The 23,673-nt window shown below is 47.9% G+C and carries 15 protein-coding genes; 8 read left to right on the top strand and 7 right to left on the bottom strand.

The window, feature by feature from the left end:
* Window positions 1-15: 15 nt before the first annotated feature.
* The 5 genes from GJR95_RS32775 to GJR95_RS32755 form a co-directional block, all read right to left on the bottom strand.
* The gene (locus tag GJR95_RS32775) at window positions 16-1,635 is read right to left on the bottom strand and encodes a DUF4127 family protein (RefSeq protein ID WP_162389873.1); all 1,620 of its coding nucleotides are present in this window, start codon (window positions 1,633-1,635) and stop codon (window positions 16-18) included.
* Window positions 1,636-1,654: 19 nt separating this feature from the next.
* On the bottom strand, window positions 1,655-2,896 hold the full coding sequence (locus tag GJR95_RS32770) for a sugar MFS transporter (protein WP_162389872.1): 1,242 nt from the start codon (window positions 2,894-2,896) through the stop codon (window positions 1,655-1,657).
* A gap of 5 nt (window positions 2,897-2,901) precedes the next feature.
* Window positions 2,902-4,095 carry an AGE family epimerase/isomerase gene (locus GJR95_RS32765; RefSeq protein ID WP_162389871.1) on the bottom strand — a complete coding sequence of 398 codons (1,194 nt, stop codon included), beginning with the start codon at window positions 4,093-4,095 and terminating at the stop codon, window positions 2,902-2,904.
* 342 nt (window positions 4,096-4,437) lie between these two features.
* A complete protein-coding gene (locus GJR95_RS32760; RefSeq protein ID WP_162389870.1) occupies window positions 4,438-5,643 on the bottom strand; it encodes an ROK family protein in 1,206 nt (401 codons plus the stop codon).
* A 147-nt stretch (window positions 5,644-5,790) separates the two neighbouring features.
* Complete coding sequence (locus GJR95_RS32755) at window positions 5,791-6,609, bottom strand: hypothetical protein (RefSeq protein ID WP_232540933.1); 819 nt, start codon at window positions 6,607-6,609, stop codon at window positions 5,791-5,793.
* 557 nt (window positions 6,610-7,166) lie between these two features.
* Between GJR95_RS32755 and GJR95_RS32750 the strand changes: the two genes are divergently transcribed.
* From GJR95_RS32750 to GJR95_RS32725, 6 genes are all read left to right on the top strand, one after another.
* Window positions 7,167-7,970, top strand: a complete 804-nt coding sequence (locus GJR95_RS32750) for a FecR family protein (protein WP_162389869.1) — start codon at window positions 7,167-7,169, stop codon at window positions 7,968-7,970.
* A gap of 80 nt (window positions 7,971-8,050) precedes the next feature.
* Window positions 8,051-11,191 carry a SusC/RagA family TonB-linked outer membrane protein gene (locus tag GJR95_RS32745; RefSeq protein ID WP_162389868.1) on the top strand — a complete coding sequence of 1,047 codons (3,141 nt, stop codon included), beginning with the start codon at window positions 8,051-8,053 and terminating at the stop codon, window positions 11,189-11,191.
* Window positions 11,192-11,241: 50 nt separating this feature from the next.
* On the top strand, window positions 11,242-12,939 hold the full coding sequence (locus GJR95_RS32740; RefSeq protein ID WP_162389867.1) for a RagB/SusD family nutrient uptake outer membrane protein: 1,698 nt from the start codon (window positions 11,242-11,244) through the stop codon (window positions 12,937-12,939).
* Window positions 12,940-13,147: 208 nt separating this feature from the next.
* Entirely contained in the window at window positions 13,148-14,080 is a 933-nt protein-coding gene (locus GJR95_RS32735) for a sugar phosphate isomerase/epimerase family protein (protein WP_162389866.1), read from the top strand.
* Between the two features lie 102 nt (window positions 14,081-14,182).
* Window positions 14,183-14,926 (top strand): 3-keto-disaccharide hydrolase, encoded by a 744-nt coding sequence (locus GJR95_RS32730; protein WP_162389865.1) that lies wholly within the window; start codon window positions 14,183-14,185, stop codon window positions 14,924-14,926.
* Window positions 14,927-15,022: 96 nt separating this feature from the next.
* Window positions 15,023-16,348 carry a Gfo/Idh/MocA family protein gene (locus GJR95_RS32725; RefSeq protein WP_162389864.1) on the top strand — a complete coding sequence of 442 codons (1,326 nt, stop codon included), beginning with the start codon at window positions 15,023-15,025 and terminating at the stop codon, window positions 16,346-16,348.
* A 53-nt stretch (window positions 16,349-16,401) separates the two neighbouring features.
* Here the strand turns inward: GJR95_RS32725 and GJR95_RS32720 are convergent, their stop codons facing one another.
* On the bottom strand, window positions 16,402-17,709 hold the full coding sequence (locus GJR95_RS32720; RefSeq protein ID WP_162389863.1) for a DUF2851 family protein: 1,308 nt from the start codon (window positions 17,707-17,709) through the stop codon (window positions 16,402-16,404).
* Between the two features lie 145 nt (window positions 17,710-17,854).
* On the opposite strand from GJR95_RS32720, the gene GJR95_RS32715 reads away from it, so the two are divergent.
* Window positions 17,855-18,652: an SDR family oxidoreductase gene (locus GJR95_RS32715; RefSeq protein WP_162389862.1), complete on the top strand. Its 798-nt coding sequence runs from the start codon at window positions 17,855-17,857 to the stop codon at window positions 18,650-18,652.
* A 67-nt stretch (window positions 18,653-18,719) separates the two neighbouring features.
* On the opposite strand, the gene GJR95_RS32710 is transcribed toward GJR95_RS32715, so the two are convergent.
* Window positions 18,720-20,063: an amidohydrolase gene (locus GJR95_RS32710; protein WP_162389861.1), complete on the bottom strand. Its 1,344-nt coding sequence runs from the start codon at window positions 20,061-20,063 to the stop codon at window positions 18,720-18,722.
* Between the two features lie 456 nt (window positions 20,064-20,519).
* Here GJR95_RS32710 and GJR95_RS32705 point away from each other — a divergent pair, with 456 nt between their 5' ends.
* Window positions 20,520-23,666, top strand: coding sequence for a SusC/RagA family TonB-linked outer membrane protein (locus tag GJR95_RS32705; RefSeq protein ID WP_162389860.1), 3,147 nt, complete (start codon window positions 20,520-20,522; stop codon window positions 23,664-23,666).
* Window positions 23,667-23,673 lie beyond the last annotated feature (7 nt).

Here is a 23,673-nt window from a genome sequence, read left to right as displayed (position 1 = left end):
AAGAGAAAACGAGGATTAGTTTTCGGGAACAGACTGACAGCTTATCGTAAAATCGATCATGGCTTCGAAGGTGCGGTTCCAGGGGAGGTCAAACTGTAAGGCGATGGGTTTCGTACAGCGAACGGCCTGCTGTAAGCTTCCGGGTCGCTTCTGTTCGTAATTGGTAACCAGTTCATCGAATGATTGCCGGAGAAGTCCCAGGCAGTACGCTTCAACCTGGCTGGTTGTCTCATCACTCATGAGCGTCGAACTCCGCCCGACCTGTTTGGCAAACTGATTGGCCTTCGCCCGGATCAGGTTGTGGAAATAATAATCGTCCAGAACCCGGTGAATCAGAAACCAGTTCTGGGCCGTCCAGATGCGATTGGCCACGCTGGATTGTTTCATTCGTTTTGCTTGAGCCAGCGTAAAAATCACTCCCTGCGGCAAAGCGGTTCCGATGGTGTTGCCCGCCGTATTCCAGGACGCATAACCGCTCAATTCAGGCAATAAATGCCGTTTTTCCAGTGCCATCGTAAAGGGGGTATCTCCTCCCTGTACATCGCCTTTCGGGTCGATATCGGCGACTATGACACGCTTGCTCTGTTTGATTTTCGCATCTATTTCATCCGCAAAGCTGTCGGCCCGACCGGGTTCAAACCGTGATGCAAAGACGTAATACAGGACATCGGCATCGCGCTCATCATTTACCTCCTGCGAACCGGTAGCTTTGATATGATAGCTAACCGTCTGTCGCAAAGGCCGATCTTCGAAAGGCATCACCGTGTTACCAAGCTTTTCTGAGGAGTAAACGGCTTTCACCTTCGGCGAATAGGTTGCATGCTTGTTGAGGGCGCGCGCCAATAATAGCATCGACACCTCGTCGGCGCCGGGTTGTACGGCAATTTTGTCGGTCAGCTTTAGCCGTCTGGTTTCTGTGATCAGTGTTTCCCGATCGGCAATATGAACACCCTTCGGCTTGGCGTCATCCTGTGTCAATAAGAGGTAATCGATAATTCCCCGCCGAACCAGGTCAATGGCCTGTTGGTTCACCCGCAGGTTGCGGGAACGAGCCTGTTTGTAGTCTGCCAAGCCTTCGGCCGGGATTTCCTGCTCCAGTTTTGCGGTTTCGGCCTTTGCTGCCGGATCGGTAGCCACCGAAATTTCGGCCCAGTGAGCCAGCTTTTCGCGGTACGCACCATTCTTGCGATCGGCGGTCGGAGCAAGGCGCATCACGACACTTTGCCCGTAAATTTTCAAACCGGGTGCCCGCTTACGCATAGTCGCTACAATGTCGAGCCGTTTGATGGCTACCTCGAAGGGCACATCATGCACCCGCGAACCAACCAATCCTCCATAGGCCAGCATATCGAGCGCGATAATGGCGGCATCGAACGACTTCAGATCCTGTTGCTGCAACCAGGTAATGATTTTGTCGGACTGGCCGGGTGTCGTAAATCGACCGAGTAGCTCCAAAGGTGGTGTAACGACCTGCGCATCGCCAATGAGGCCCATCCGCTGCGTAAACTGTAAGCAGGGCGGACGGTCATCGAGCGGAATCAGCAGAATCCGTGCGTTGTAGGCAGGATCTTTGCCCCCAAAAGCCGAAAGGCCAAAGCCAGCAAAGAACACAAGAAAGGTTAGGAAACGAGTCATGTTTTTGGAAGGGAGAAAATTATAGGTCAGTAGCCGCTTTATAGCCGTTGATCCCGTAGAAAAGGATATAACCATAGCAGACAATAGGCAGCAGAAAGGCAATAGGCCACGTAAAATGATCGATCAGCAGACCCTGACAGAACGACACAATGGCCCCGCCCGCAATGGCTGTTGAGAGCAAACCCGAAGCCTGGGTCGTGAATTTGCCCAGCCCCTGCACCGCCAGCGAAAAAATGATCGCGAACATGATGGAGTTACACAACCCAACAGCGATCATTGTCCAGACGGCCAGATAGCCCGCCGAATTGATCGAAATCGCAACCAGTCCGATGGCTAGGGTAGCGCAAACAGCCAGAATGGAGGACGGCTTCACCGATTTTAGCAGAAGCGCACCCACAAACCGGCCAACCAGCATACTCCCCCAATAGAAAGCCACATAGCTGTTCGCTTCTTTTTCCGAGATATGGATGGCATCCGTAATGTAGTTCGTCAGAAAAGTACCAATGGACACTTCGGCACCGACATAGCAGAAAATACCGCCGAGGCCGAACCGAAGATTCCGAAACGAGAAAACACTTTTTCCGGATTCAACCTCATTTGTCCCGGTAACTGCTTTGATAACAGGTAAGCGAAGTCGCCACACAACCAGCGCAATACAAGCCAGCAACGCAGCGATTCCCAGGTATGGATACCGGACGGCATCGCTCGATGCATGGCTTTGTTCGAGTGGAGCCAGAATAAAATAAGCCCCAAACAACGGTGCGACGGTGGTTCCGATGGAGCCTACTCCCTGAATTAGCGTTAGCCGGGAAGAGGCCGTTTTTGCCGGTCCCAATATGGTGATGTATGGATTGGCTGCCACCTGCAACAACACAATACCAATGGCAATGATGAACAGAGCAGCCAGAAACAGGGCGTATAAATGCAGCGCCGAAGCGGGAAAAAACAGAATTGCTCCCACTGCAGCAATGGCAAACCCCATGACCATACCGGTCTTGTAGCCCACTTTCTCTACGATTTTCCCGGCCGGGATCGACATGATGCCGTAGGTCAGAAAGAAGTAAAACTGAACCAGCGATGATTGAGAATACGTCAGACTGAAACCCTTCTTAAAAAACGGAACCAGCGTATCGTTCAGACAGGTGATAAAGCCCATCATGAAATACAGCACCGCCAGCGATAGCAACGCCGGGGTATAATTCTGGGCCGTTTGTCCGGACTGTTCGTCAACCGTTATGGTTTGTGCAGGGAGGTTTGCCATTCGTGTTAGTCCTGTAAGAGCGTGTTTGCTTTTTTCTCAGCGATGGCTTCCAGCGTTTTCCAGCACTGGTAGAGACCGCGCGGAATGTGGAAGCAGCCTTTCCATTTGCCGCCTTTAAGCGGTAAGAGCACTTCGCCCTGCCGGTTGAGATAGCCAAACCATTCGCCGTATTCGTCATCCGGAAAATGCGCCCATGTGTAGGCATGTACTTTCTCAAACCACTGCCAGCAACGTTCGTCACCCGTGTGCAGATACCCTTTTAACAAGCTGATGATGGTTTCAATATGTACCCACCAGAGCTTCTGATCCCATTCCAGTTGCTGGGGCGGATACCCTTTCACATCCAGAAAATAGAAGATCCCGCCATACTGCTTATCCCAGCCATATTCCAGAATAGACAGCGTCTGATCGACTGCCTTACGCATCAATGCCTGATCGCCCGAACGCTCGGCCAGATCCATGATAAACCACATCGATTCGAGGCCATGACCCGGATTGACCAACCGTCCTTCGAACGAATCCGAGAAAGAACCATCGGGTGCAATATGCTCCAGAATCAGGCCAAGGTCGGGGCGGTAAAACTCTTCCATGACCGCACGGATACCCGATTCGATGGTTTGCTCGACCAATTCGGGTTTTAACAGGGGTTCAATCTCCAGTACCAGATTGCACAGAATCATGGGTAACGCAAAACTCTTCAGTGGCCGCGTTTCCGGAAATGCTTTGTTGTAGTCTCCTTTTGGATTATCCTTCCGGTGGATAATGTTCAGAAACGTTTCTACAGCAATATTGGCGTATTCTTTAATACCCGTTGCCTGATACAACTGCCCAAACGCCATGGTGGCGAAGCAATCGGAGAAAATATTGTACGGCTGAATGAGTGGTTTGCCTTCGCGGGTGAGTGAGAAATACCAGTTTCCGGACTCATCGCGACCGTGTTCTTTGAGAAAATCAGCGCCCTGAATGGCGAAATCGAGCCATTCCTGCTTCTTTTCGACCCGGTTGTAGAGCATCGAGAAACACCAGACCTGACGTGCCTGTAACCAGACAAACTTATCGGTGTCATACACGGAGCCTCTCCGGTCGAGACAGGTATAATAGCCGCCAAACTCCTTGTCTGCTGAGTTTTTCAACCAGAATGGAATGACATCATTCAATAGATTGTCCTGGTAAAGACGTTGGTAATCGTTTAACTGCATGGCAGTAGGTAATGAACGTTTGTGTTGAACTAACCGTGTTTTCGCTGCTTGATGCAGGTTCTGGAACCAGCTTACCAGCAGCAAATTATTTAATAATCATCTTTACAATCAAGAAACTCAAAATGAATAACAATTATAAAGAATCACTAACTTATTAAATTCACTTATTAAGTATAAAGCGAAATACAGCATTATCTACTGTTGTCGCAAGCTTACAGACGAGTTTTTTTTGGTAAGCGCTAAAATTGTTTATTTAGTAATAGTATTTCGAGATAATTCAATAAACAGTAATATATTTGACAATAGAGCAGATTATCCAAATAATATCCTCTTGATTGCTACTTATATCAATGCTAGTACTCGATCTCTAACCAGAAGACAGGCTCCAACAATACCGGCATGTTCACCCAGCTTTGATAGTTTCAGTTGCGTATCGGTATTGACCAGGTTTAATGAATACTTGTTAATGGCCGTCTTGATCGGCAGTTCAATGTAATCGCCCGTCGATGCAAGGCTACCACCCAGAATCACCAGCTCGGGGTTAAATACATTGATCAGAAAGGCAATGCCACGCCCGAGCCTATCGCCTACCCGCGCGATCAGGTCAATGGCCAGCACATCTTCATTTTTTGCCGCCTGAATAATATCTTCCATCATGATCGATTCAGGAAGCGTATCGTTCCGGGATAAAACAGAGGTTGATCCCTCCTTTAGCTTTTCGCGAAACATACGGGTGAGCGCCCATCCGGAAGCTTCCGTTTCCAGACAACCTTTTTTCCCACAATGACAAATGAGTTCGTTATCGAAAATCGGGATATGGCCTAACTCCCCTGCATAGCCGGATTTACCGTAATACAACTGCCCATCAATCAGAATACCGACGCCAATACCATAATCCAGATTCAGGAACAGAACATCTTTTTCTTTCCCGACAGCGCCTACGCAGAATTCGCCATAAGCCATGGCGCGCGTGTCATTTTCCAGAAAAACCCGGATGCCTACTTTGCTTTCGATAATTTCACTCAGTGGCTGCTCGCCGAAGAAAAAGAAACTGTAGCTATAGCCCGTCGAATAGTTGATCCGCCCCGACAGATTCAGGCCAATGCCCAGAATCCGGTCTTTATTAATGGGCAGGCTGGCAATGAAATCATTGATATACTGGCACAATACTTCCAGTGATTCTTCTGTATTATCCAGTTTATAGGCCAGATTCTCAGTAACTTTAATCAGACTTTTCTGGAGGTTCAGCAGGCCGATATTGATGTGACTATGTTTTACATCGACGCCAATAAAGAAGGCAGAATCAGGAACGACACCATATAAATTAGGCTTACGTCCGCCCGTCGATTCAATTTTACCGTAATCCTGCACTAACCCATCGTTGATGAGTTCATTAACGACTGTAGTCACTTTAGGAACGCTTATCGTTAATTCCTTACTGAGTTCAGGTATGATTGCATTACCCGCATTGGCAAAATAGCTAAGAATATTCTGTTTAAAATTTAGGCCTTTGCTGCTAGTTTTAGAATTGGTTGACGACTTACCCATCAGATCCTCTTTACTACTTTTCCCCAAACTTACTAAGATCTGCCAATAGGCTGATGTGGGCCCGATTTTTATTTACAGATCGTTGCCATCACGTTGGTTAACGAACGCATAAACCGCGCCAGGTGAGGACGGACACTTGCCCCGCAACTAGCCTCGTTTCAGTCTTTGCTTTCGGCGTTGACGCCAGTATTTGATGTCAGAGGTCAGATTTTCGAGAAAAAAAGACGGTCCGACAGATATGTAGAAGCCGGTATAATTGATCTGGCTTTCGGGAATGTCTTTTTTCAATATAAAGCGGTATCCGATCAATGCATTTACCCCAAACCAGTGGAGTGGTCGGAGCCACCGTATCGTTGGAAACTGATACGCCGACAGAACGCCAACCCCAAGCGGCAGAAAAATTCCACGAGCGACTTCAAAATCCTTGGCCTGATCGTCGTTGCGTTCGTAGCGGGAATGCCCATAGCCGAATTCAATTGGTGTACTCACTTCGAACGAGTTTCGACGAAGCCAGTACCGCTCATAATAAACCGTGGCAATACGGAGATGGCGTGTCACATACTCTGATGTATTTGGCAACAGCCCCGGCTGGTCCAGATGCTGGTTGATAAAATAAAATCCGGCCCCCGCCTTGAAACTGGCATCCCTTACTCCTTTAATAGCGGGTCGATCATGCTTTGAGGGGAATAAAAAACCGGCCCGAATACCATAAACACTCACTGGTATTCGCCGGCCGTTGTCGTTACGCGTATCACTAAAGAAAAAAAATCGCTGATCGGTCGATGCGGTGAAGGTGAGTGCATTAGGCCGCGTTTCAATGCCTTTAACCGTGTCTTTTAACGGAGTGACCCCCTGATTGGGCCGGGCAATAACTGAGGAAATTAATTGAACGACCAGAAACAATGTACTAATTGCTCGCAGGGGCCAATGTCCAAAAATCATTCCGGTTCGGTAAAAGCGTATCATAACGTTCGTGAGAACTATAACCGATAAATGCGCAGATGGTTAAAATGTTCTATCCTGATCGTATTACGAATGCAATCGGGGCTGTTTTTCCAGTAGCATTTATCTAATTCCTATTCTTCAGTCCTACTCCCTGGCTATCAAGGACTAACAAAAAACGCTAAACTGAGTATTTCGGAGTAATCTGGGCATGAATAGTCAATAAAGAAAGAATCTATTTCTAAAAAAAATTCAATTTAAAAAATCTAAACACTTCTGCTTCTGTACCCACCTTACATAAATCTGTGCTTCAGTCCACATCAAATTAGCGCTATTTTTTTGTACTTACTTTTGACGGGAACGTTCCCGAGAACGATTGCATAAAAAAATTCTGGTATTTTCTTCTTTATGTTTAGTTTTCTTCGAAAGCTTACGTAAAGTGTTCGTCTATAATCAGGCATCCAGATTTTTTCTTTGTCATTGAATAATCCATAAATGATAAGTATCCCTCTATAATTAACCAGGAATAAGTAGAAATCCTTATCCAGAATGCTTTGACCTACACAAAACAGTGTCATATCGTGTCTTACAAGCCATATTCAGCCTACAGCGCCGAGGAGTTCGCCCTCGACGATTTGTTCGTTCGCTGGGTTCAACACCCAACCGACGAAGAGGTGGTGGCTTATTGGCAAATCTGGCTGGCTCACAACCCAGATTGTGCTGATACGGTTGAGATTGCGCGTGAACTAGTTCGAACCGCTTCGCTACCCACCAGCCTGTCGTTAACCCCGGATGAAACATCGTCGGTATGGTGGCGTATTCGCGAATCGCTGCAAACGATGGAAGATCTCCGACCGTTGCAACCCGACGTTCGGGCTGTCGTTGGCTGGTGGTATTTTTTGAGAACGGTGGCGGCTACGCTAGGTGTCGTACTGCTCATCGGCTGGGCTTTATGGATACAGTATGGCCCTGATCAGTCGATAAAAACGATTAAGACAACGGCTGGGCCTCCCCGAACCATTAATTTACCGGATGGCTCGATTGTACAGCTTCATGCCAATAGTCAGCTACGGTACGACCGGCGCGGTTTTGCCGGACAATGGTCCGACGATACGCCACGGGCCGTATGGCTGGAGGGCGAAGCCGATTTTTCAGTAACTCATCGTAATGATACGTCTTCAGCGCGGTTATTTCGGGTGCATACGCCCGACCTTACCGTTGAAGCCGTGGGTACAACATTCCGGGTTCAACAAGGTCCCGGATGCACACGTGTAGCCCTGACATCGGGGCAGGTCAACTTACTACTCAATCAAAAAAAACCCATACGGCTTAACCCCGGCGACTCAGTCGAGGTAGCAGAGGGCTCAGTACAAGCTTTACCCTAACACTCCCTCTATCAAAATCTCAGCGTGCTTTATTTATTAATTATCAACCTATCTATTACAAACTCTAAATTCTTACCTGAATGCAAAACACAATTACCTCTCAGCCGAGGCTACCATCTCTACGACGGTTATCTCCACGGCGAACATGGCTCCCCTTACTCGGTCTGACGGCACTTACCCTAATCGGCCAACCAGCCTTTAGTGCGCCACCAACAGACAAGTTTAAGTCGGACAATCCGGCCCAGGAACGCTCCGTTTCTGGTAAAGTACTATCTGGCGATGATAACACCGCGTTACCGGGCGTAAGCGTTGCTGTTAAGGGTACCACACGTGGCACGACTACTGACGCAAACGGTGAATACCGGATTAACATCCCTACCAGTCAGGCTGTACTGGTCTTCTCGGCAGTCGGCTTTGTGAACCAGGAGGTTTCTGTCGGCAACAAGTCAGCAATCAACATAACCTTAACGACCGATACCCGCGCCCTGAACGAAGTGGTTGTCGTTGGTTACGGTTCGCTGAAAAAGAGCCAGACAACCGGGGCCATTTCGTCGGTTACACCAAAGCAAATCACCGAACAACCCGTTACCAACATCGGACAGGCCATGCAGGGTCGGGTAGCGGGTGTGGATGTGGCTCAGTCGGGTAGCCGACCCGGTTCCGTACCAACGATCCGTATCCGTGGACGTCGTTCGTTCAATGCCGGTAATGACCCGTTATATGTTGTGGACGGAATTCCGCTTGCCAGAGAGTACGAAGACATCAACCCGAACGATGTGGGTTCGATGGAAATCCTGAAGGATGCTACCGCAACGGCAATCTATGGTGCCAGAGGTGCCAACGGGGTTGTACTGGTTACGACCAAACGGGGTAATCCAACGGGTAAAACAACCATCAGCTACGATAACTATGTTGGTTTTACCGATGCCCTTGATAAAGTCCATCTGTTCAGCGGTTCCGAGTTTGCCGAATTCGTCCGCGAAGCTTACCGAACAACGGGCAACTACAAAGACGTAAACGGAAATCCAGTCCCGACGGGAGTAGCCGATGCCTATGCTGACTCGAAAGTGGCGGTACTGGGTGGCGACCCGAACGTAGCAGCTGGACTTGCCGCGAACCGGAATACGGATTGGCAGTCGTTGATTCTGAAACAGGGGATTCAGCAGAACCACTCATTAGGCATTCAGGGGGGCAATGAAAAAACGCAGTTCTATATTTCGGCTGGCTTTTTTCAGGATAAAGGGATCATGCCTGGGCTTGATTTTACCCGCTATTCGCTGCGTGCCAATGTTGATCACCAGATTAATAAGGCACTTAAAGTGGGTCTTGCTTCGTATATGATGTATTACCTACGTAATGGGGAGAACCTGAATCCATACAATTTTACGCTTCAGCAAAACCCGCTTGGTCGGCCTTACGACGATAACGGAAACCTGATTTTCTCCCCTACCAATGATGCCCTGCTCACCAATCCGCTCGCGGAGGTTATACCGGGTGCCCAGATTGAAGAACGGAAGAAATATCGGATTTTCAACAGTGTTTATGCAGAAGTAAGCATTCTCGACGGGTTAAAATACCGGGTTAATTTCGGGCCTGATTTTACGATCAACAGATATGGCCGCTTCATTGGCGCTCAAACGAACGCCCGGAAATTTGGTGATCCTCAGGCTTCTAACGCTGCCGCCTTTAATTTCGACTACACGCTGGAGAACGTTGTAACGTACAACAAAAAAATTGGCGACCACAATTTCGGTATCACAGCGCTGCAATCTATTCAGCGCGATAATTCGGAGTTTAATAACATTAACGTGCAGGGTGTTCCAGCCGAAACGCAGCAGTTTTACAATGTAGGCAATGCCAGTTCGGTATTAGGGGTAAGCAGTGGCCTGATTCAGTGGACCATCAACTCCTACATGGGCCGTGTCAACTACGACTACAAAGACAAATACCTGGTAACCGCCACCCTGCGCCGGGATGGATCGAGCCGGTTTGGAGAAAATACCAAGTACGGTAACTTCCCCGGTATTGCCCTGGGCTGGAATATCAACAATGAAGACTTCATGAAAGGGTCTACCTGGGTCGATCTGCTGAAACTACGGGTCAGTCGCGGTTCGGTAGGTAATCAGGGCGTAGCACCCTATCAAACGCAGGGGCTGCTGGGTCGTACTGTGTATGCTTTTGGTACTACTCCGGCCTATGGGTATCGCCCCGAAACGATTGGCAATCCTGATTTGCGCTGGGAAACGTCAACGACTACCAATATTGGCGTCGATTTCAGCCTGTGGCGCGGTCGGGTAACGGGTGCCGTTGAATTGTATCAAACCCGAACGACCGATCTGCTGCTATCTGACCAGTTGCCGACATCGATTGGGTTCAACGCAGTTACCCGCAACATTGGCGAGACCCAGAACAAAGGGTTAGAAGCCAGCATATCGACCGTGAATGTGAACACCAAGGGCGGCTTCAAGTGGACCTCCGATATCGTGTTTACCAAAAACACGGAATCCATCATTTCGCTCTTCAACGGACCTATTGATGATGTGGGTAACAAACGATTCATCGGCAAACCCCTGACCGAGTTTTATGACTATAAGAAAGCGGGTATCTGGCAGACCAACGAAGCCGACGCGGCCAAATCTTACCAGAGTGCTGTTGGTCAGATTAAAGTGCAGGATACGAATAATGACGGTAAAATCACGGCTGATGACCGGGTGTTCCTGGGCTCCGACATTCCAACCTGGAGTGGTGGTATTACCAACCGGTTCAGTTATAAAGGGTTTGACCTCAACTTCTTTATTTATGCCCGCATTGGCCAGACCATCCTGAGCGGTTTCCACCGGGATAATAACCAGCTGGCAGGTCGATACCAGCAGATTAAAGTGGATTACTGGACACCTAACAATCCAACGAATGAGTTCCCCCGTCCTAACTCAAGCCAGGAATTCCCCGTGTACAACCAGGCTATTTATTACTTCGACGGTTCATTTGTGAAGGTTCGGAATATCAACTTTGGCTACACGTTCCCGGCAAGCATTACGTCGAAACTCCGTATGCAGTCGCTCCGTTTGTTTGCCAGCATTCAGCAGCCGTTCATCTTTTCGAGCTACCGGTCGAAGTATAACGGTGTTGACCCTGAAACAAGTGCAACTGATGGTGTGGTCAGTAATGGTGTTGTGCCAGCTACCCGGGTAACGACCTTTGGTTTGAACGTCAAATTCTAAGCACATAGCCAGTAAGCGATGTGTTTATAAACCTCATAAGATTCAAAGACATGAAATCAAATTTTTCACATAAATCATTCCGTATTCTGGCCCTTACCGCTCTGCTATTCAGCGGCCAGGCCTGTAAGGATATACTGGATGAAAAAGTTATCTCCAATATTGGAAATGACTATATCAACACCCCAAAAGGTTTTGAAGATGCCAGTAAAGCCGCTTATTCTTCCATGCGGAATTTTTACGGATCGGAACGCGGCCTGACCATGACCGAATACGGTACGGACATCTACACAACCGGAGCCGACGGCAGCTACAAAGGATTTCACTTTTACGACACCCAGATGAACAGCTTTGTTGATATCATTCAACAAGTGTGGGAAGAGTTGTATCGAGGCATCAATACCTGCAATGCCGTTATTGAGCGGGCACCGGCGGCAACCGTTACGGATGCGGTAAAAAAACTCCGGGTAGCCGAGATGAAATTCCTGCGAGCGCATTATTACTTTATTCTGGTGCAACAGTGGGGTGGAGTCGATTTACGGCTGACGGAAACAATACTTCCAACAAAGAAAACCAGCCGGGCTACCGAAGCCGAAATTTATAAAGCGATCACGACTGATCTGGAAGCGGCTATAACAGACTTGCCTACCACCAAGGCATCGGCACAATCGGCCAGTGATTACGGGCGGGCGACCAAATCGGCTGCCGAACATTTACTGGCTCGTGTCTATCTGACCAAAGCTACTTCGTCGGCTAAAGCAACTGACGATTATTCGAAAGCCGCGACCTATGCACAGAGCGTAATTGCCAACTATGGCTACAAGCTGTTGCCCGATTTTGCCAGTGTGTTTGCGCAGGGAAGTGGTGAAATTAACGACGAAGTCATCTTTTCGATACAGTATACATCTGATCCATTGACCAACGTTAACACGGCAAACTTGAATAATGGAGAAGGCAACAAGCTTCACTTATATTTTGGTATGCAGTACGACGTGCAGCCCGGTATGAAACGGGATATTGCAGGTGATCGCCCGTTTAAGCGGCTACGTCCAACGACCTATTTGACCGAAACTGTTTTCAAAGACCGGGTAAACGACTCGCGTTACAAGAAAACGTTCAAGGATACGTGGCTGAGCAACAACCCCGGCGCTAACCTGAATACATCTTTCGACAACAGTAAGGCTAAGATGACATTGAAATTGGGCGATACAGCTATTTACATCCCAGGTATTGAGTGGACCGTGGCACAACGGGCCGCTAAGCCGTATCAGGTTTTGGTACCCAGCGCCTACACGGCAGCCCTATTCCCAACGCTGCAAAAATTCCTCGACCCCAATCGTCCTGATCTAACCTACGAACCGGGTAGCCGTGATTATCTGGCGTTCCGTCTGGCCGAAACGTATCTGATTTTGGGCGAAGCTCAATTCAAGCAAGGTAAAACTACTGAAGCTGCTGCCGCGCTCAACGTAGTACGTCGACGTGCTGCCTGGCCTGGAAAAGAAACGGCGATGGAGATAACCCCTGCACAGGTGGATATGGAGATGATCATGCAGGAACGAGCCCGTGAACTGGCTGGTGAACAAACCCGCTGGATGGATTTAAAACGCTGGGGGAACCTGGTTGAACGGGTGAAATTATACAACCCCGATGCCGCTGCCAACGTAAAAGACATTCATAACCTACGGCCAATTCCGCAAACGCAGATTGACCGGACAGAAAGCGCAGCGTTCAAACAGAATCCAGGATTTTAACGAATAACGTTTAAATGGTGAAAGAGCGAATGAGTAAATGAGTGAAAATAGCTGCCAAATCGTTTTCACACATTTACACTTTCGCTCTTTCACCATTTACAAACAGTAGAACATACCTTATTTGCCCTTATTTAAAGACGGAAAACGATTCATTTCACGATCAGTACCCGTGTGTATCGGGTCTATACTGACTATCCCATTTTCTACCATGCAGGAGACTGTAAACAGACGGCAGTTCCTCACAACGGCCGGATTATCGGCACTGGCCCTCACGACTGGCGTAAATCGGTTATTTGCTCAGGCTGAACTGACCAAACCATCTGGTCTAAAAATTGCCTATTCGGCTATTACATGGGGCGGAAATGATGCTCAGGCCATTACCGACCTGGCAGCACTAGGTTATAAAGGCATTCAACTCCGGGCCAATACCTTTGGGCCCTATAAAGCGAAGCCTTCTGAACTCAAAGCGCTGCTCGACCAGAACCATTTGGCACTGGCCATGTTTTCGAGCGGAAATGTCGAGATCGATCCGGCGAAAGAGCAAAGTACCATCGATATGCACGTGGCCCACGCTAGTTTTGTAAAAGCACTGGGTGGGTCGGCGTTTCAGATGACCAACAGCCTCCGGCCGAAAGACCGGTTGCCAACAACCGAGGAATTGAAACGGCTGGCCGTGGTCATGAACGAAATTGGCAAACAGACCGCCGATCTGGGCGTTCAGGCAACCTATCACAACCACATGAACCAACTCGGCGAAACACCCGAAGAAGTAGACGTGATTGTACAGACCCTGAACCCAAAATACACCAAACTCCTGCTCGACATTGCTCACTACAAGCAAGGCGGTGGCCAGCCCGAAAAAGCCGTTAAGCAGTACAAAGGCATAATCCATGCCCTGCATCTAAAGGATACGATGTCGCCCGTACCCGATAAACCAAACGACCCGAAAGCGTATAAATTTGTTGAACTGGGCCGTGGTAATGTCGATGTTCCGGCCGTCTTCAGAGCGCTGGAGGAGATCAATTTTAAAGGCTGGGGAATCATCGAACTGGATGGCGTCCCCGAAAAAGACAAGACAGCCGCTCAATGCGCCAGTATCAATAAAGACTACATTACGAAAACGTTAAATTTTCCACTATGAATATTAATGAGCGAATGAGTGAATGAGCAAATAAATGAACTGCTCTATATTCACTCATTCGCAATTTACTCATTCGCTCATTAATTATTCACTCAATAAATCATGAAACAATTCATTTTGACGGGTCTGCTGCTGACCTCTTTCCTAGCCGCACAAAATCCCCAGACGCCGAATACGCTTACCGACAAAGAAAAGAAAGATGGCTGGAAACTGCTCTTCGACGGTAAAACGACCAATGGCTGGCGGGGCGCTTATAAAGATAAGTTTCCGGAAAAAGGCTGGAACATTGCCGATGGCCTGCTGACCATTCAACAATCCGATGGCTCCGAATCACAAAGTTTCGGCGATATTGTTACGACCGGCGAATACACCGATTTTGACCTGACGTTCGATTTTAAACTGACCGAAGGAGCCAATAGCGGTTTGAAGTATTTTGTCGTTGAGCATTCACCAAAACCAAAGGGATCGGCCTTCGGACTGGAATTTCAGGTTCTGGACGATGATAAACATCCCGATGCGAAGCTGGGCCGTAATGGGAATCGTACCGTTGGTTCACTGTATGATTTGATTCCGGCTAAAAACAAAAAGGCGAACCCAATTGGCCAATGGAACACAGGCCGTGTCCTGTCGAAAGGGAAACACGTTGAGCACTGGCTCAATGGAACCAAAGTGGTAGATTATGAACGTGGGAGCGAGAAATTCAGGGAGTTGGTAGCACTGAGCAAATACAAAGCTCCGGAATACAACGCCAACGGTCGGTTTGGCGAAGCGCCAAAGGGTCACATCTTATTGCAGGATCATGGCAATAAGGTGTCATATCGGAACATAAAAATCAAAACACTTTAAAAACACTATGGACGACAGACGTTAGACTTTAGTTCTTTCTGACTTTACTTCTATAGGTCTAATATCTAAAAGCCAGCATTTTACCCTCTGAATCACATGGAAAACCGTCGTGAGTTTATAAAAAAATCGGCACTGGCTGGGCTCGGAATGAGTTTCTCTGCTGGTAGTTATGCCCGCATCATCGGCTCAAATGATCGCGTTCGGGTAGGTATCATTGGATTTTCCGATCGCTTCCGGCAGTCGCTGGCACCAGCGTTTGCCGAACATGCCAAAGCACAGAACTTCGCTTTCGTAGGGGTTTCAGACATCTGGAGTCGCCGTCGTGAAGAAGCTGAACAATATTTGAAAGGAAAAGGCTGGAACGACGATGCTTTTTTCAAAGCTCGTAATAACGACGAACTCCTCGACCGCAAGGATGTTGATGCCGTTATCATCAGCACCGCCGATTTTCAGCATGCGCTCCATTGCACAGCCGCCGTCGAATCAGGCCGTGATGTGTATTGCGAAAAACCCTTTGCCGAATCGTTAGACGATGCGCGCAAGGCGGTTAAAGCGGTTGAAAGCTCGAAAAAAATCGTTCAGGTTGGTTCGCAACGGCGATCGGCCCCGAACTACCATTCGGCAAATGACTTTATCAAATCCGGCAAATTCGGCGACATTACGATGGTTGAAATGACCTGGAACGTCAATCAGCCCGGTCGGTGGCGCCGGCCTAAATTAGTGTCTGAAATTCGCAAGGAAGATACCGACTGGGATCGCTACCAGCTTAACCGACCTAAAGTTGCCTGGGACCCCCGCAAGTATCTCGAATTCCGGTTATTCTACCCCTATTCATCCGGTATTCCGGGGCAGTGGATGTCGCACCAGATCGATACTGTTCACTGGTTCAGCGGCTTAGATCATCCACGTAGTGTCGTTGCCAACGGTGGTGTCTATGTCTGGAAAGATGGGCGTGTCAATGCTGATACCTTTACCGCCGTGTTCGATTATGGTCCGGACAATGATAAAACCAAAGGTTTCCAGGTACTTTATTCCTCGCGCATGAACAATGAAGCGGGTGGTGTAAAGGAATACTATTTCTCGAACGGCGGTATGATCAACCTCGATACGAACAAGATTTCGCCCGAGGGAGGTCTGGAGGCTAAATACGCGAAGGAAATGAACATGCAGGCTAATCTTCTGCCAACTATGTCGCTTGGCGAAGCTGCCAAAATGGAAACCTCGGCCAATACCGGCGGTGATCCAATGACCTCGTTACACATGCTCAACTGGATGCAATGCGTTCGTAGCCGCAAAGAACCAAACGCGCCTGCACGAGTAGGATTCAATCACTCGGTCGCCAACATTATGGCAACGATGGCACTGCACACCGGCAAACGCGTAACCTGGGATTCGACCAAGCAGGACGTGGTGGTGAGCTAAACTTTTATGAAATGACCTAAGGTAAATGATGTTCAGTGGTTCCATTCCATCATTTACCTTAGGTCATTTATTTTTAATATTCCGGCACCAATCTGGCAGTTAAGGCATTTTTTCACAGAGCAGAATTCGTTATAAAGTTCAATAGCTGCCTGTGAATCAAAAGCCGTACGCATGCATAAGCCAAGCTCTTCCCAACCGTCGGTCAGACGGTTTTTTTCTGGCGGTAACTGCTCCAGCAAAGCAATTGCCCGATCCAGAAAAGCCGGTTGCCCCCGGTGATGGGCATAGGCTGCCAATAATGGCACAACCGCATTGATCACAATCGTCGAAGCCGAGTTTATCCCTAGCGTTGGGACTGTTTTGCCGGTTGGCTTACCAAACCGATAATGCAACTGCCAATAATCAGACGGAACTAGCTGAAAGGCCTTCAGCAATAGCTGTGCATCATCATTCCCCACAAACAGCGAAAACAAACTGGCATGATGCGTTAGTAACCGGGCAAATTGCGCCAAACGCAGGGTCGGAAAGTTAGCTGGTCGCATTCGCCCCCATTTCCAGGCATGTTCAGCAACCTGTTTGTCGGCAAGATCATACTTCGCCGATAGAAAGCGATACTCCCGTTGAAGCATCCTTACGTAGTCGTCTGGCTCTTCAGAAGTATCAAGCATACCTGCCGTTCCGAAGAGCATCGCTTCGGCCTGTACCAGCACATCCCGATGTTTTAATAATGCTTTCAACGGTACGGCCCGGCTCAATTGCGCCATTGGTTCGGCATTAACTTTAAAACCCATGTTTATGGCCAGTAATCGATAGGCTGTTTCTTCCCAATCGCCCTTCGTTTGTTCAAACACCAACCGCACACCAGCAGCTTTACGTTCCAGGCGCTGTAGCATCGCTTTGTCGAGCATGGCTGTTACCCGCAACGGCTGAACAGACCGAAACAGCCCCGCACATGGAATGGCATCCATAGAATCGGCCAGTGTTTTAAATCGGTCGATTAATGCAGGAGCTGTGATTGAGATACATTCAAGCGTAGGCAAGGGCGCACCGTTTGCCCGATCGACCCGACGGCCGGTTGCGGCACGGTCGTCCTGCCAGACGACGTGCAGAATTACATTATCATAAGCCCGATCGTCCTGATGGTGGTGTGCCAGCCAATCCGACGTATGGGTATGCATTTCGACCGTTCCGACCCATTCTACGTCGTTGATCAATAAGCGGGCATTAAAGAAGTCGGGGCCAGCATCGAGATTTCGAAAACCAGGATGTAACACCTGAACCGATTCCCCATCGGTGGTAATCAGGTTGTTTTTAGTAAAATACTGATATTGCCAAAGAAAGTACAAGAAGGCTTCGGGCACAGCGAAAACGTGTTGACAGTAAGCATTACCAGATGTCGTTTTCGGTTTGGAGGCAAGCCAAAAATAATGAAACTATTAATAGCATAACGTATACTTTACTACAAATTCGTCGATCGTATTTTCGTATCATCTTCATCATCGTTCTATGGCTGCATTTTTTCAGAAAGTTGTTTGGATTACGGGTGCTTCATCGGGTATTGGTGAAGCGATTGCCCAAAACCTGGCGAAGGAAAAGGTAAAACTGGTACTGTCGGCCCGACGAGCCGATGAATTACAACGGGTAGCGGCTCAAACAGGTCTTCCCTCATCTGATATACTTGTTCTACCGATGGATATGACTGACATCGACAGTCTTCCCGGCCATGTAGAAACTGTCCTTCAACACTTCAGTCGGATCGACTATGTATTTCAAAATGCAGGAATCACCCAGCGAAGCAGCGTTGCCGACTCCGACCTTTCGGTATATAAACGACTGATGGATGTAAACTTCTTCGGTGTTGTGGCCTTAACGAAAGCGGTGTTACCCACAATGCTGGACCAGAAAAGTGGCCATTTTGTGGTAACAAGCAGTGTTGCCGGAAAATTGGGGACGAAACAACGTTCGGGATACTGTGCCAGCAAACACGCGCTACACGGTTTCTTTGATGCCCTTCGCGCTGAAACCTACAACGATGGTCTGCGAGTTACTCTGGTTTGCGCAGGTTACATAAAAACTCCGCTTTCGCTCCATGCCCTCAGTGCGGGTGGGCAGGTACATGGGAAGATGGATACCAATCAGGAGGAGGGAATGAGTGCAGAAGCCTTTGCCAGACGCTTATTAAAAGTAGTTTCAAAGGAAAAAGAGGAGGTTTATATAGGGGGTGCAGAAATTTACGGCATTTATCTTAAACGTTTCCTACCGGGTCTTTTATCCCGAATTCTGCGCAATCGGGAGGGCGTATAAACAGAACGGCCGGATTTCTATGATTGAAAGTAAATCGTAGAAATCCGGCCGTTCTGTTTACAGAGAATTATTTACCGCTGATAGCGACACCTTTGCTTTTACCTGCCTGCTCCATATAATCTACGGTCAGATGGCAGAGTGATTTCATACCAAGTACGAAGCAACTTTCATCAATCTGAAAATCAGGTGTATGGTGTGGAGCTGCATCTTCGATCTTTTTACCCTTTGTCATACCGCCCAGAAAGTAAAAAAATCCTGGCACTTTCTGCTGGTAGAATGAAAAGTCTTCGGCACCCGTCTGAGCGGGCGTTAGTCGAATGTTATTTTTTCCGGCTACCGCTTCAAGCGTTGGCACCATCTGATCGGTCAGCTTAGGATCATTGTAGGTGACGGGGTACATGACTTCAATCTTAACATCAGCCTTGGCACCGGCACTTTCGGCAATATTGGTCGCTATTTCATTGATCCGGCGATGGATTGTTTTCTGCATTTCATTATCCAGCGAGCGAATTGTACCGATCATATTCACTTCTTCCGGAATGATATTCTGCCGAATGCCGCCATGAATGGCCCCTACCGTCACAACGGCCGCATTTTCGGTTAATGGTAAGTTCCGGCTGACAATGGTCTGCAAGCCCATAATGACCTGTGCCGATGTCACTATGGGATCAACTCCCGACCACGGTGCTGCACCATGAGTTTGCTTTCCTCTAATTTTAATGGCATACGAATCAACAGCAGCCATCGTTGCGCCGGGCCGATATTTAATCGTACCTACTTCGGTTTGCGAGTTGATGTGTAGCCCGAAAATGGCGTCTACTTTCGGGTTTTCGAGGACACCTTCTTTCACCATCAGGTAGGCACCCCCTTCTTCGCCCGTTGGGGCTCCCTCTTCGGCAGGCTGGAATATAAATTTCACCGTGCCTTTCAATTCACTCTTAATGGATGCCAGTACCTCAGCAGCTCCCATCAGCATGGCCACATGGGTATCGTGTCCACAGGCATGCATTATACCCGTTTGCTGGCCATTGTATTCGGTATGGGCTTCTGACTTAAATGGCAAATCGACTCGCTCGGTAACGGGTAATCCATCCATATCGGCCCGTAACGCCACTACAGGTCCGGGTTTACCACCTTTGAGTAAGCCAACAACGCCGGTTTTACCAACACCCGTTTTCACTTCGATACCGAGCGATTGCAGGTGAGCCGCAATTTTAGCCGCTGTCTGAAACTCCCGATTACCCAGTTCAGGGTGTTGATGAAAGTCGCGACGCCAGGCCACTACTTTTTTTTCAAGGCCTTCAGCGGTTTTATCCATGCGGGCGCTCAACGTAGTTCCTTGTCCCAGCACCGATTGAGCAGTAAAACTCATGACTGCCAGAACGCTGGCACATAATTGATATTTACCCATTGAATTGTACAATTTTTCCGTTTCATTACATCTTTGTAATGCAATTTACATGAAATCCATATAAAATTTGGCTTAGCAGGCCTTATTAATAATAATCAACCTACCAATACTATTTTTTATAAAATAATTCTCATAGCTACTCTAGGCATGAAAATGCTTGATGGTAGGTCAAGAAATTGGATTATTACTCTTTTTATGGATAATCTTGGTGCTGAACCTGGCAGAAAGCTTAGGGCAAATGTCTCAATATGGCTCAAAATAAGTGACTAAAAAATATATTTTACTTACCTATATGTGTAAATTTTCGCAACTAAGTAGGTTAAGTAACCAGTAGTATATAAATCATAAGAATATTGCAAAATTTTCCTACCACTTATCCATTATTTTTATTATTTGTAAGTTAACTTTGTCTCCCTTTTTTGTGGGTTATTATCTTTTTCTAACAACTACTGTTTTATGCACAAAATTTTATTGGGAAGCTGGCTTCTTGCGCTGCTTTTCTGTTTGCCAGCTATGGCGCAGGATATAGCCGTGAGCGGTCGCGTCACTTCATCAGACGACGGCATCGCATTACCAGGTGTAAGCGTGCAGGTTAAAGGAACAACTCGTGGGGCAATAACGGATGCTAGCGGGAACTATCAGATCAGTGTTCCAGCCGATGCAAGACTAGTATTTAGTTTTATTGGCTTTACGAGTCAGGAAATCGCAGTCGGTAATAAGAACACCCTTAATGTGGTATTAGTCGCCGGTTCGCAGAGTCTCGACGAAATTGTCGTAACAGCTCAGGGCATTGAGCGTGACAAGCGCTCGCTCGGTTACGCAACACAGGAAGTAGGCGGTAATATTCTGGCGCAACGGTCAGAGCCAAACCTGCTAAATGCCTTACAGGGCAAACTGGCAGGTGTAAACATCACAGGATCTAGTGGTGCGCCAGGTGCTTCAACCAACATCAACATTCGGGGTATCACGTCATTCAATGGAAGCAACCAACCTCTCATTGTAGTGGATGGTATTATTTTTAGTAACGACGTTAACCTTACTCAGAACACGCTGTTCGGTACCCAGCCTTCTAACCGTCTGGCCGATATCAACCCAGAAAGTATCGAGTCGGTCAATGTATTGAAAGGACCTGCAGCAGCCGTCTTATACGGTTCACGGGCATCGGCTGGTGCTATCGTTATTACAACCAAGTCGGGCCGTAACCAGAACAACAAAACGGAAGTAACGGTCAATTCGTCGTATAACGTTCAGGATGTGTATGGTCTGTACCCATTTCAGAATTCCTATGGTCAGGGAGCCAATAATGCGTACGTTAATAACTCAACAAACTCTTGGGGCCCCTCTTTTACGGATGTTACATCGGTGACGAATCTTCAGGGGCAGACAGTTCCTTACAAGGCCTATCCGAATAACGTACGTGATTTCTACAAACAAGGTAGCGTCATTCAGAATTCTGTCAATATTGCCTCTGGCGATGCCACTCGTAATTACATAATTGCCGTTGGTAATACCTTACAGAATGGGATTGTACCGAACTCGAAGTTTAACCGGACTAATGTGCAGCTTGGTGGCGAGACTAAATTACAGAATGGATTGAAAATCAGCGGAACAGGCACTTACGTTCAAACAGTATCGACAGGTATTCCGGGCGGTAATGGAGCCAGCGCATTTGGTCAGATGACACGGATACCGCGCAGCTACGATTTAGCGAATGAGCCGTATCAGGACGCCAATGGAAAGAGCATTTATTTCTCGACCACGGTCAATAACCCGCAATGGAGTGTTAACAATGAGCGGCTCGACAGCCAGGTTGACCGCTTTTTCGGAAACTTCCAATTGAGTTATGACTTTACTTCGTGGTTAAATGTAGCCTACCGTGTAACGGGTGACACTTATACCGACCGTCGCAAATTGACCCTTCCAATCGGCGCAGGTCGTGCGCCCCTGGGGCAGGTACAACAGGATAACTTTTTTCGCAATGAGTTGAACGGAGATTTGTTGATCAGTGCCCGAAAAGACAATTTGTTTATAGAAGGTCTCAATGCGAACCTATTATTAGGCAATAACATTAACCAACGGAGAACCCAGGAAGTGGCTGCTGATGCAGCATCCTTAACCATTCCAGGCTTCTATAATCTCAGTAATGGAACCGTATTTACAGGCAGCGCCGAAACGACTACTTTGCGTCGCCTGGTTGGTTACTACGGTCAGTTGTCCCTGAATTACAACAACTATTTATTTCTGGAGTTATCAGGCCGCGCTGACCAGTCATCTACTTTACCGAAAGCGAACAACACGTATTTCTATCCTTCTGCTTCGGTTAGTTTTGTACCAACAGATGCATTCAAGATCAATTCTGACGTCCTGTCATACGCTAAAGTTCGGGCAAGTGCTGCCCGCGTAGGTCGCGATGCAGATCCTTATTTGCTAAACTCGGTATATACAACATCGGGTTACGGGAATAATGTTGCCAGTATCACTTTCCCATTGGCCGTAAACGGTGGTAACGTTCCTGGTTTTGGTATTAGCAGCCGTATTGGCAGCAATAACCTCAAGCCTGAATTTGTTACTTCCTACGAAGTAGGGATTAACCTCGGATTTTTCAAAAACCGGTTAAGCATTGATGCGACATACTTCGACTCACGCAGTACACAACAAATTTTCAACGTGGCCGTATCGAACTCGTCAGGGTATGATACACGTACAACCAACGTTGGTGAGTTGAATAACAAGGGGATTGAATTAGTCCTCAATGCCACACCGTTACGGGTAGGCGGTTTCAAATGGGATGCGACGTTAAACTACACACTGATCCGGAATAAAGTTGTATCGATTGCACCTGGTGTGACATCATCGCAAATTACCGGTAACGTATTCGGTGGTATCATTCCTTCCATTTATGTAGGCCAACCATACGGCGTTGTTGTTGGAACAGCCAATGCCCGGGTTCAAAATACAGACCCCACTGGCTTGTATTATGATGCAACAGGCCAATTTGTAGGTAAATATGTTGTCAATGGAACATCTGGGCAGTTTGCTCCGGGTATTGCCAACGCTGTGATCTCAAGTCCGCAGGCTAATTATACGGCGGGTCTGACCAATACCTTCTCTTATAAAGGTCTGGCTCTGTCGGTGTTGATCGATACCCGTCAGGGTGGTCAGCTTTATTCATTTGGTGCTGTCGATGCCCGGTCAAATGGTTCGTTAGAGGTGACAGGAGTTGATCGTGATCAGCCACGCATCCTGCCCGGTGTGATTCAGAATGCCGATGGAACGTTCCGGCCTAATAACATCCAGATAGCACCACAGACGTACTGGGGCGCATTGGGTGGCTTAGCTTCCGAGGGTGCTGTTTTCGATGCGACCGTGTACCGTCTGCGCGAAGTGGCTCTTAATTACACATTACCCAAGAGTTTGCTCGCTAAAACACCTTTCGGCTCTATTTCGGTCGGTGTTAGTGGTCGTAATTTGTATTTCTACGCGCCAAATTTCTTTGGTGATCCAGAAACGAACACACAAGGAGCGGGTAATATTCAGGGCCTAGACCTAAATGGTCCGCCTAACACGCGGAACTTTGGCGGTAACATACGGCTCACTTTTTAACATCCTT

The organism is Spirosoma endbachense (assembly GCF_010233585.1).
Classification (GTDB): domain Bacteria; phylum Bacteroidota; class Bacteroidia; order Cytophagales; family Spirosomataceae; genus Spirosoma; species Spirosoma endbachense.
Note: the sequence above shows the minus strand (reverse complement) of the source record. Positions and strands in the feature narration are given on the sequence as shown.

What these genes read in the sequence shown, in the direction of transcription:
- GJR95_RS32775 (WP_162389873.1), bottom strand. Translation starts at nt 1,635, where the DNA reads ATGACTCGTTTCCTAACCTTTCTTGTGTTCTTTGCTGGCTTTGGCCTT.
- GJR95_RS32770 (WP_162389872.1), bottom strand. Translation starts at nt 2,896, where the DNA reads ATGGCAAACCTCCCTGCACAAACCATAACGGTTGACGAACAGTCCGGA.
- GJR95_RS32765 (WP_162389871.1), bottom strand. Translation starts at nt 4,095, where the DNA reads ATGCAGTTAAACGATTACCAACGTCTTTACCAGGACAATCTATTGAAT.
- GJR95_RS32760 (WP_162389870.1), bottom strand. Translation starts at nt 5,643, where the DNA reads ATGGGTAAGTCGTCAACCAATTCTAAAACTAGCAGCAAAGGCCTAAAT.
- GJR95_RS32755 (WP_232540933.1), bottom strand. Translation starts at nt 6,609, where the DNA reads ATGATACGCTTTTACCGAACCGGAATGATTTTTGGACATTGGCCCCTG.
- GJR95_RS32745 (WP_162389868.1), top strand. Translation starts at nt 8,051, where the DNA reads ATGCAAAACACAATTACCTCTCAGCCGAGGCTACCATCTCTACGACGG.
- GJR95_RS32740 (WP_162389867.1), top strand. Translation starts at nt 11,242, where the DNA reads ATGAAATCAAATTTTTCACATAAATCATTCCGTATTCTGGCCCTTACC.
- GJR95_RS32735 (WP_162389866.1), top strand. Translation starts at nt 13,148, where the DNA reads ATGCAGGAGACTGTAAACAGACGGCAGTTCCTCACAACGGCCGGATTA.
- GJR95_RS32730 (WP_162389865.1), top strand. Translation starts at nt 14,183, where the DNA reads ATGAAACAATTCATTTTGACGGGTCTGCTGCTGACCTCTTTCCTAGCC.
- GJR95_RS32725 (WP_162389864.1), top strand. Translation starts at nt 15,023, where the DNA reads ATGGAAAACCGTCGTGAGTTTATAAAAAAATCGGCACTGGCTGGGCTC.
- GJR95_RS32715 (WP_162389862.1), top strand. Translation starts at nt 17,855, where the DNA reads ATGGCTGCATTTTTTCAGAAAGTTGTTTGGATTACGGGTGCTTCATCG.
- GJR95_RS32710 (WP_162389861.1), bottom strand. Translation starts at nt 20,063, where the DNA reads ATGGGTAAATATCAATTATGTGCCAGCGTTCTGGCAGTCATGAGTTTT.
- GJR95_RS32705 (WP_162389860.1), top strand. Translation starts at nt 20,520, where the DNA reads ATGCACAAAATTTTATTGGGAAGCTGGCTTCTTGCGCTGCTTTTCTGT.